This window comes from Amycolatopsis sp. NPDC003731 (genome assembly GCF_053586895.1).
Window position 1 is genome coordinate 25,346 of record NZ_JBSFNC010000011.1, and the last position, 10,190, is coordinate 35,535.

General features: G+C 70.0%; 8 protein-coding genes. 1 reads left to right on the forward strand and 7 read right to left on the reverse strand.

What is annotated here, in order from left to right; translation table 11 throughout:
• Positions 1-113 precede the first annotated feature (113 nt).
• The 7 genes from ACWDN5_RS07090 to ACWDN5_RS07120 form a co-directional block, all read right to left on the reverse strand.
• Complete coding sequence (locus ACWDN5_RS07090) at positions 114-1,517, reverse strand: GH1 family beta-glucosidase (protein ID WP_310968598.1); 1,404 nt, start codon at positions 1,515-1,517, stop codon at positions 114-116.
• A gap of 35 nt (positions 1,518-1,552) precedes the next feature.
• Entirely contained in the window at positions 1,553-2,542 is a 990-nt protein-coding gene (locus ACWDN5_RS07095; RefSeq protein ID WP_310968599.1) for an ABC transporter ATP-binding protein, read from the reverse strand.
• The gene (locus ACWDN5_RS07100) at positions 2,539-3,522 is read right to left on the reverse strand and encodes an ABC transporter permease (RefSeq protein ID WP_310968600.1); all 984 of its coding nucleotides are present in this window, start codon (positions 3,520-3,522) and stop codon (positions 2,539-2,541) included. The genes ACWDN5_RS07095 and ACWDN5_RS07100 overlap by 4 nt, the downstream gene beginning before the upstream one ends.
• 1 nt (position 3,523) lies before the next feature.
• On the reverse strand, positions 3,524-4,504 hold the full coding sequence (locus ACWDN5_RS07105; protein WP_310968601.1) for an ABC transporter permease: 981 nt from the start codon (positions 4,502-4,504) through the stop codon (positions 3,524-3,526).
• Positions 4,501-5,568, reverse strand: a complete 1,068-nt coding sequence (locus ACWDN5_RS07110; RefSeq protein ID WP_449675135.1) for an ABC transporter ATP-binding protein — start codon at positions 5,566-5,568, stop codon at positions 4,501-4,503. The genes ACWDN5_RS07105 and ACWDN5_RS07110 overlap by 4 nt, the downstream gene beginning before the upstream one ends.
• Positions 5,569-5,585: 17 nt before the next feature.
• Positions 5,586-7,256, reverse strand: a complete 1,671-nt coding sequence (locus ACWDN5_RS07115; RefSeq protein ID WP_449675137.1) for an ABC transporter substrate-binding protein — start codon at positions 7,254-7,256, stop codon at positions 5,586-5,588.
• Positions 7,257-7,461: 205 nt separating this feature from the next.
• Positions 7,462-8,649 (reverse strand): ROK family transcriptional regulator, encoded by a 1,188-nt coding sequence (locus tag ACWDN5_RS07120; protein ID WP_449675139.1) that lies wholly within the window; start codon positions 8,647-8,649, stop codon positions 7,462-7,464.
• 132 nt (positions 8,650-8,781) lie between these two features.
• Between ACWDN5_RS07120 and ACWDN5_RS07125 the strand changes: the two genes are divergently transcribed.
• Entirely contained in the window at positions 8,782-10,026 is a 1,245-nt protein-coding gene (locus ACWDN5_RS07125; protein ID WP_449675141.1) for an ROK family transcriptional regulator, read from the forward strand.
• The last annotated feature ends 164 nt before the right edge of the window (positions 10,027-10,190 follow it).

A 10,190-nucleotide genomic window follows, 5' to 3' on the forward strand; every position in this document is an offset into this window, starting at 1 on the left:
GGACGGTCATGGCTTCCCCCGGGGTCGGCTTTTCGTCCGACGCTAGGGGAAGGCCGAGGGAGGAGCCATGGGGTGAGCCACCGCCACCGTGGTGGGGCCCACCCCACCGCCGTTCAGCTGCCGCGGACCCGCCGGACGGTGTCGCGGTAGAAGTACCCGCTCTGCTTGATCGTCCGCTCCTGCGTCTCGTAGTCCACCCGGATCAACCCGAACCGCTTCGCGTACCCGTACGCCCACTCGAAGTTGTCCAAGAGCGACCACGCGAAGTACCCGCGCACGTCCGCCCCGGCCTGACGGGCCGCCGCGACCGCCGCGATGTGCGAGGCCAGGTACGCCGTGCGGCCGTCGTCACGCACGAATCCGGTCGAGTCCGGGTCGTCGTCGAAGGCCGAGCCGTTCTCCGTGATGTACATCGGCAAGCCCGGGTAGTCGCGGCCCAGGCGGGTCAGCAGCTCCGTGAACTTCCCCGGCAGGATCTCCCAGCCCATCGCCGTCGTCGGCTCGCCGAACGGGATCACCCGGGACGCCGGGACGCCGTCCGCGTCGACCGCGGATCCCGCGTCGTCCACACCCGAGAACTGCTGGCCGAAGTAGTAGTTCACGCCCAGGAAGTCCAGCGGCGTCGAAATCACCGAAAGGTCGCCGTCCTGGATCGGGAGGCGGACGTTGCGCGCCGCCAGGTCCTCGACCACGTCCTCCGGGTACCGGCCGTGGACCAGCGGGTCCAGGTAGATGCGGACGCCGAGGCCGTCGGCCTGGCGGGCCGCGCGGACGTCCTCCGGCGAGTCGGTCGCCGGGTCGGCGGTGCACATGTTGAGCGTGATGCCGAACTGCGTGTCCGCCGGAGCCGCCTCGCGCATCCGCTGCACCGCCAGCCCGTGGCCCAGCAGCAGGTGGTGCACCGCGTGCAACCCCGCCGCGTAGTCACGGCGGCCCGGCGCCATCACGCCGTGCACGTACCCGTGCATCGCCGAGCACCACGGCTCGTTCAGCGTCGTCCAGTGGCGGACCCGATCCTTGAGCCGGTCGAACACCAGCATCGCGTAGTCGGCGAACCGGTACGCCGTGTCGCGGGCCGGCCAGCCGCCCGCGTCCTCGAGCTCCTGCGGGAGGTCCCAGTGGTACAGCGTCAGCCACGGCGTGATGCCCCGGCTCAGCGTCTCGTCGACGAGCCGGTCGTAGAACCCGATGCCCGCCTCGTTGACGCCGCCGCGGCCGTGCGGCTGGACCCGGGGCCACGCCACGGAGAACCGGTAGGTGTCCGCTCCGAGCTCGGTGACGAGCCCGATGTCGGACGGCATCCGGTGGTAGTGGTCGCAGGCGATGTCACCGTTGTCATTGTTGTCGATCGCCCACGGCACCCGGCAGAACGTGTCCCAAATGGACGGTGTGCGCCCGTCCTCGGAGACCGCGCCTTCGATCTGGTACGCGGCGGTCGCCACGCCCCAGCGGAAGTCCGGCGGCAGGGTGTCGATCAGCGCCTGCTGCTCGGCGGTCGCGGCTGTGGTCTCGGTCAAGGCGGCTCTCCTCCAGGAGTATCGGACACCGGCGTTCAAGAAGTGACGGGGTGCAGCCAGCACGCCACTTCGCGCGCCGGGTCGCCGGGCGTGCCCAGCAGCGGCACGCGGTCGGGGCACGGCTCGAAAGCCTTGGGGCACCGCGGGTGGAACGCGCAACCGGACGGCATCCCGCGCGTGTCCGGTGGCGATCCGGGGATCCCGGACAGCTCGCGCCGCGGCCCCCGCAGGGCGGGGAACGAGTTCAGTAGGCCGTGGCTGTACGGGTGCAGCGCGTCCCGGTAGAGGTCCGCCGCCGGCGCCTGCTCGACGATCCGGCCGCCGTACATGATCGCGATCCGGTCCGAGAACTCCACCAGCAGCGACAGGTCGTGCGTGATGAACAGGACCGAGAACCCCAGCCGTTCGCGCAGTTCCACGAGCTGACCGAGGATCTGCCGCTGCATGACGACGTCGAGCGCGGTCGTCGGCTCGTCCATGATGACGATCCGCGGCTCCAGCGCGAGCGCCATCGCGATCATCACCCGCTGCCGCATCCCGCCGGACAGCTGGTGCGGGTACGCCTCCAGCCGGTCGGCCGAAATCCCCACCAGCTTCAGCAGGTCGCGAGCCCGCGCGACCCGGCCCGCGCGGGTCGTACCCGGCTCGTGCGCCTTGATGACGTCGACGAGCTGCGTGACGACCTTGTGCACCGGGTTCAGCGAGTTCATCGCGCCTTGGAACACGATGGACGTTTCCGCCCACCGGAAGTCCCGCAGCTGCTTGTGCGTCAGGCGGAGGACGTCGTACGGCTCGCCGTCGGCGGGGTGGTAGATCACCTCGCCGCCGCGGATGACGCCCGGCGGCGCGAGCAGCCGGGTCAGCCCGTAGGCCAACGTGGACTTCCCGCTGCCGCTTTCCCCGGCCAGGCCGAGGACTTCGCCGCGGTGCAGCGTCAGGTGCACGTCCCGGACCGCGCGCACGGCCTCGTCGCCGACGCCGTAGTCGACGTCCAGGCCCTTGATCTCCAGCACCGGGTCCATCATGGCCGTTCCTCCCGCCCGAGCACGGGCGTGAAGCCCACCCGCATGCGATGCGTCTTCCCGTCGGCGCCGCGCACGCGGGCCTTGCCGCTGCCGCGCAACCGCGGGCTGACGAACTCGTCGATGCCGAAGTTGAGCAGGGACAACGCGGTGCCGAGGATGGCGATCGCCAGCCCGGCCGGCACGAACCACCACCACGCGCCCTGCGCGAGCGCCTGCTGGCTCTGGGCCCAGAACAGGATCGTGCCCCAGTTCCAGTTGGACAGTCCGGAGACGCCGACGAAGGCCAGGGTGATCTCCGACATCACGGCGAAGATCACCGTGCCGACGAAGCTGGACGCGATCACCGCGGTCAGGTTCGGCAGGATCTCGAAGAAGATGATCCGCCAGGTCGACTCGCCGGTCGCCCGGGCCGCTTCGACGTACTCCCGGCCGCGCAGCGACAGCGTCTGCGCCCGGAGCACCCGCGCGCCCCACGCCCACGACGTGCAGCCGATGATCACCGCCACCAGGATGTCGCCGCCGCCCGGCACCGCGCTGCCGATGATGATGATCAGCGGCAGCGCCGGGATCACCAGGAACACATTGGACAGCGCGGAGAGGCCTTCGCCCGGCGTGCCGCCGAGGTACCCGGACGTCACGCCGACGATCACCGCGAGGATCGTCGCCACGATCCCGGCGGCCAGCCCGACCAGCATGACGCTGCGCGTGCCGACCACGACCTGGCTGAAGATGTCCTGGCCGAGGTGGGTGGTGCCGAACCAGTGCCGTCCCGACGGCGACTCCAGCAGGTCACTGCTGCGGGCCGACGGGTCGTACGGCGCGATCCACTCCCCGATGATCGCGATGACCACGAAGAAGACGATGACGGCGAGGCCGGTGGCGGTCTTGCCGCCGGTGAGGAACCGGAAGCGGCGCCGGCGCGCGACCGCTTCGAGCGGGAGGGCCTGGGCGGCCTTGACGTCCGCCGCGGGTACGGCCATGTCAGCCCTCCTTCCGGGTGCGCGGGTCGAGTGCGAGGTAGGCGACGTCGGCGAACAGGTTGGCCACCAGCACCGAGAGCGTGATGATCAGGAAGATGCCCTGCATCAGCGGGTAGTCTTGCGAGCCGACCGCCTGGAACAGCTGGTAGCCGACGCCGGGGTAGGAGAAGACGATCTCCACCAGCAGCGTCCCGCCGACGATGAACCCGAGCGCCAGCGCGAAGCCGGACACGCTGGGCAGCAGCGCGTTGCGCGCCGCGTACCCGACCATCACCCGGCGTTCCGGCAGGCCCTTGGCGTGCGCGACGGTGACGTAGTCCTCCGACGCGACGGTGACCATCATGTTGCGCATGCCGAGGATCCAGCTGCCCATCGAGCTGATCAGGATGGTCAGCGCGGGCAGCAGGCTGTGCTGGATCGCGCTGCCGATGAACTCGCCGTCCCAGCCCGGCACCGTGCCCGGGTCGTAGCCGCCGGACGACGGGAAGAAGCTGCCCGGGCCGGCCAGGATCGTCAGCGCGATCAGGCCGAGCCAGAAGTACGGGATCGACGAGAGGAACGTCGTCACCGGCAGCAGGCCGTCGACCCACGAGCCGCGCTTCCAGCCGGCGACCACGCCGAGCCCGGTGCCGAGCGCGAAGCCGACGACCGTGGTGATGCCGACCAGGATGATCGTCCACGGCAGGCTGTCGGTGAGCAGGTCGGACACCGGCGTCGGGAAGAACGTGAACGAGATCCCGAGGTCGCCGCGGAACAGCTGCCCCCAGTAGTCGAAGTACTGGGAGATCAGGCTTTCGTTCTTGTCGAGTCCGAAGAGGACGTACAACGACTGCATCGCTTCCGCGCTGATCATGCCCTGGTTCTTCGCGATCAGCGACTGCACCGGGTCGCCGGGGATCATCCGCGGGATGAAGAAGTTGATGGTGACGGCGGCCCACGCGGTGAAGACGTAGAAGCCCAGCCGTTGCAGCAGGTACCTCATCGGGCGGCCCCGTCGTAGAGCCAGCAGGCGGTCCAGTGCCCCGGCGCGTCGCCGACGTCGAACCGCGGCGGCAGCTCGGTCTCGCACCGCGCGAGGGCGACCGGGCAGCGCGGGTGGAACCGGCAGCCCGGCGGCGGGTCGATCAGGCTCGGCGGTTCGCCGGAGCCGCGTTCGGCCGGCGTCTCCGAGGGGTCGCCGCCGTCCGCGATCCGGTCCGGGTCGGGCGCGGATTCGATGAGCAGCCGGGTGTACGGGTGCGCCGGCCGCTGCGTGATGGTCTCGCTGTCGCCGCCTTCGACCATCCGGCCCGCGTACATCACCATCGTGTCGTCGGCGAAGTAGCGCGCGGACGCGATGTCGTGCGTGATGTACAGGATCGCCAGGTGCAGGCGCTCCTTGAGGTCCCGCAGCAGGTTCAGCACGCCGAGCCGGATGGAGACGTCCAACATGGACACCGGCTCGTCGGCCAGCAGCGCCTCCGGGTCGGCGCCGAGCGCCCGCGCGATCGCGACGCGCTGGCGCTGGCCACCGGACAGCTCGTGCGGGAACTTGTCGATGTAGCGCTCGGGCGGGGTCAGCTGGACGCGCGAGAGCAGCTCGTGCAGCGACTGCTCGAGGTCGTCGCCCGCCCGGCCGTGGATCTTCAGCGCCCGCGTGAGGTGGTAGCGCACGGTGTGCACCGGGTTCAGCGAGGCGAACGGGTCCTGGAAGATCATCTGGACGCGGCGGGCGTAGGCGCGGAACGCCTTGCCGTGCTTGACGTCGATGCTGTCGCCGTGCAGCCGGATGTCGCCGCCGGTGCGCGGGTAGAGGCCGGCGAGCAGCCGCGCGACCGTCGACTTGCCGGAGCCGGACTCGCCGACCAGCGCGGTGACGCGGCCGCGCCGGAGCGTCAGGCTCACGTCGTCGACGGCCTGGATGCTGCGGCGTGACCCGGTCAGGGCGGCCCGGCCTTTGCGGCGGACCGGGAAGTGCTTGGTGAGGCCCGCGGCTTCGAGGACCACGGGGAGGTCCCCCTCCGACCCGACGGCGACGGGGTCGGAGGGGGACTGCTCGGTCGTCACGGCTGAATCCGCCATCGTCAGGCCGCGGGCTTGAGGTGCAGGACGATGTCGAGCGCGTTGCGCAGCGTCGGCTGGGCCGGCGCGTACGGGTTGGCGTCGTCGGGCCAGCCGACCCAGTTCTTCGTGCTGTACTCGCCGCCGGAGTTGGCCGCCGACGTGGGGATCATCGGCTGCTGCTCGATCATGATCTTCTGCAGCGTCGCCATCGCCGCGGTGCGGGCGGCGTCGTCCTCGGCGTTCGCGTAGGTTTCCAGCGCCTTGGTCGCCTCGTCGTTCTTGTAGCGGCCGTAGTTGCCGTTGATGCCACCCTGGCCGGTCGGCTTGTAGCGGTTGCCGTCCATGACGTCGCGGTACATGTCGTACGGCGTCGAACCGTCGTTGGTCCAGTGCATCAGGCCTTCGAAGTCACCGGTGTCGACCGACTTCATCCAGGCGTCCTGGTTCATCTTCTCGACCGTGGCGGTGATGCCGATCTGCGCCAGGTTGTCCTTGATGATCTCCAGGTCGGTGATGTAGTCCGACCAGCCCGACGGGACGGTGAGCTTGATCGTGACCGGCTTGCCACTCGGGTCGGCCAGCTTGTCGCCGGTGAACTTGTAGCCCGCGCCGGTCAGCAGCGACTTCGCGCCCGGGACGTCGACCTGGACCGTCTGGCCCTTGTACTGCGGCGCGATGAACGGGTCGCCCGCCGGGGTCGGGATGCCGGTGACCTGGTCGTTCTTCGGGTAGAAGTAGCCGGCCTCACCCTGGTTGAAGATGTCGTCGCGGTTGATCACCTTGTTGATCGCCTGGCGCAGCTTCGGGTCGTTCCAGGGCGCCTTCTCGGTGTTGAACCACAGGCCGTGCACGGCCAGCTGCGCGGGGAACCACAGCTTGTAGTGCTGCGGGTCCTTGTTCGTGTAGACGGCCTTGTAGTTCGGGATGAACACGAAGCTCCACTCGGCCGCACCGTTGACCAGCGCGTTGACCTGCGCGTTGTTGTCGGTGTAGGAGGTGTAGCGGATCTCCTTGACCTTCGGCGCTTCCTGCCAGTAGCCGCTGTCGCGCCGCACGACGATCATCGTCTGCGGGGTGGCCGACTTGAGCGTGTACGGGCCGGTGCCGATCGGGTTCTTGACGAGGTCGAGCGCCGGGTCCTTGACGTCCTTCCAGACGTGCTTCGGCACGACGAGCGTCTGCAGGATCTTGACCTGGTTGACGAACTGCGAGTTGTCGAAGGCCAGGGTGACCTGGTTGCCGGCCGCGGTGATGTCCTTGTACGGGACGGCGTCGACGTTCAGCGCCTTGTTGTCGCGCAGCAGCTGGAAGGTGTAGGCGACGTCCTCGGCGGTCATCGGCTGGCCGTCGGAGAACTTGACGCCGTCACGGACGGTCAGGACCAGCTTCTTGTAGTTGTCCGACCAGTCCCACTTCGTGGCCAGCCACGGCTTGCCCGGCTCCTGCGGCTTGACGCGGTTGAGCATGACGAGGGGCTCGTAGATCATCCACCGGTAGCCCATGTTCGACAGGGCGGAGGTCTCCAGGAACGGGTTGTTGTTCTCCGCCTGCGGGCCGTCCGGCTTGCCGACGTTGAGCACGGCGTCGGGATTGCTCTGGGCGGCGTTCGAACTGCCGCCGCTGCACGCGGTCAGGCCTCCGACGGCCATCACGGCTACGAGCGCTGCGACGATGGAGCGCTTGACTCGCATCGGTTCCTCCTGGTCATCGACGACTACTTGCTGTCGACTGGTAGCGAGCCCCGACCGCCGGCGACCGAACGACGCCCCGAAGTCAACCCGGGTGACTCGGGTCACGTCAATAACACGGCGGTAACGTTTTGTACCTAAGTTTAAGTACTGAAAGAACGGCCGGTCTGGACCTATTGGTCGGACGATTCCTTGCGAGGCAAAGGTTTCAGCCGGTCCGGCCGCCGTTCGCCAGCAGCTGGGCGATCGGCAGCGTGGCCGCGCCGAGTGCGACCGCCTCCGGCCCGAGCCGGCCCAGGACGACCTCGGTGCGCTCGGCCAGGTAGTCCAGGGCGTGCCGGCCGACGGCGTCCCGGACCGCGGGCAGGATCGCCGGTCCCATGATCGCCCCCGCCGAGCCGGAAAGCACCACCCGATCGGGGCTGAGCAGGTTGATCAGGTTGGCGATGCCGATGCCCAGGTACTCGCCGGTCTCGGCGAGCACCTCGGCGGCCGGGCCGCCCCGCGGGGCTTCGGCCACGATCCGCGCCAGCTCGACGTCGCTTTCGTCCCCGATGACCGGTTCCTTGCCGACGCGGGCGGCGTAGTGGCGGACGACCGCCTCGGTGCCGACGTAGGCCTCCAAGCAGCCGTGCGAGCCACACCGGCAGGCCGCGCCGGCCGCCTTGACGACGGTGTGGCCCCACTCGCTGGTCGTGATGCCGGGGTGCGAGCGCCCGGCGGTCGCGACGGCCGCCCCGACGCCGACGCCGAGCAGGGCGACGATGGCGCGTTCGGCGCCCCGGCCGGCTCCCCGCCAGGTCTCCGCCTGGCCCAGGGTGCGGGCGCGGTTGTCGAGGTGGAGGGGCGCCTGGATGTGGGGGTGGATCAGCTCGGCGAAGTCCACCCCGCGCCAGCCGAGGGTGGGCGCGTGCACGATCCCGCCGTCGCGGACCGCGCCCGGCACGCCGATGCCGACGCCGAACACCGCGTCCGGATCGCCGCCTTCGAGCACTTCGGCGATGCCGGTGCGCACCAGCCCGGCCACCTCGTCCGGGTCGAGCCGGGTGCCGACCAGCGGGTGGCGCACGGTGCCGAGGGTGCCGAGCGCGCAGTCGAACAGGCCGACTTCGACGTGCGTCTCGCTGACGTCGACCCCCACGACCTGCCCGAAGTCCGGCCGCACGGCCAGCAGCGTCCGCGGCCGCCCGCCGTCCGATTCGACCGATCCGGCTTCGGCGACGACGCCGTCCGCGATGAGCTCGGAAACGACGTTGGTAACGGTGGCGGCCGACAGTCCCGATTCAGCTACCAGTTCCAGTCTGCTGACGGGACCGCGGAGGTAGAGCGAGGAGAGCAGCGCCGCGCGGTTGTGCCGCCTGAGGTCACGGGTCGTCTGGCGCACCACCTGGGTCACCGGGAGGATTCTGCCAGACCGCGGCCCCGCCACCATGGGTTCGGGACTTAGTTCACCACTTAATACATAGCCACAACTTACGGTGATCAGGCATCCTGTCAGTGAGCCGGTAAGAGTCCAGATGGGTTGCCCATGGCGAGCAAGCGCACCACCGTCCGCGATCTGCGGCGGCACAACCGATCCCTGCTGCTGTCGAAACTGTACTTCGACGGCCCGCTGTCGAGGCACGAACTCAGCCAGCTCACCGGATTGAGTGCCGCCACGGTCAGTAACGTGACCGCCGAACTGGGCGAAGAACGCCTGATCACCGAAGCCGGCCAGGTCGAATCGGACGGCGGCCGCCCCCGGGTGCTCCTGCGCGTGGACCCGGCGTACGGGCACGTCGCGGGTGTCGACATCGGCGAAACGGGCGTCAAGGTGGAGCTGTTCGACCTGGCGATGAACCGCCTGGCGACGGTCGAGCACCCCCTCCCGAAGGCCCCGGACCCGGCGACGGCGGTCGAGCAGGTGACGTCCGGGCTGCGCGAGGTGTTCGCGAGCGCGGGCATCGACGAGCCGGGCGTGCTCGGCGTCGGCATCGGCGTGCCGGGAACGGTCGAGCAGGGCACGGAGGTGCTGGTCCACGCCCCGACGGTCGGCTGGGACGCGGTGCCGTTCGCCTCGCTGCTGGTCGACGCCGGCGTGGGGTTACCGCTGTTCATCGACAACGGAGCGAAGACCCAGGGCCAGGCGGAGATGTGGTTCGGCGCGGGCCGGGGGGCGCGCCACGCGGTGATCGCCCTGCTCGGTTCGGGCGTCGGAGCGGCGGTGGTGACGGACGGGACGACGTACCGGGGTTCGACGAGCAGCGCGGGCGAGTGGGGCCACACAACGATCGCGTACGGCGGTCAGGAGTGCCGCTGCGGTTCACGCGGGTGTTTGGAGGCGTACATCGGCGCGGGAGCGGTCTTGGCGAGGTACCGCAGGGCACGCGGAAAGGACATAACGGGCGAGGACGAGCAGGCCCAGTTCTCGGCGTTGCTGGCGGCGGCCCCGAAGTCCAAGACGGCGGCCCGCGTACTCGACGAGACGGCGGGTTATTTGGGAGCGGGCATCGCGAACTTGATCAACTTGTTCAACCCGGAGCGCATAGTGATCGGCGGCTGGGCAGGCTTGGCCCTGGGCGACCAGCTCCTGCCCCGCATCCGCGAGGCGGCGGGCGAGCACGCGCTGAGGCACCCGTTCAGCCAGACATCGATCCAGCTGGGATCGCTGGGCTTGGACGCGGTGGCCACGGGAGCGGCCACCCTGCCGGTGGCGGACCTGCTGGAGCAAGGGGCGACATCGAGGATCGCCAAGCCGGGCACCTCCGGCACCCCGAACTCCGACGCGGCGTGAGTGCCGGGGTGAGCCAGGCATAGCCGCGCCCCACCCGGCGGCCCACCCATCCGGCGGCCCACCCACCCGGCGGCCCACCCACCCAGCGGCCCACCCACCCAGCGGCCCACCCACCCAGCGGCCCACCCACCCAGCGGCCCACCCACCCAGCGGCCCACCCACCC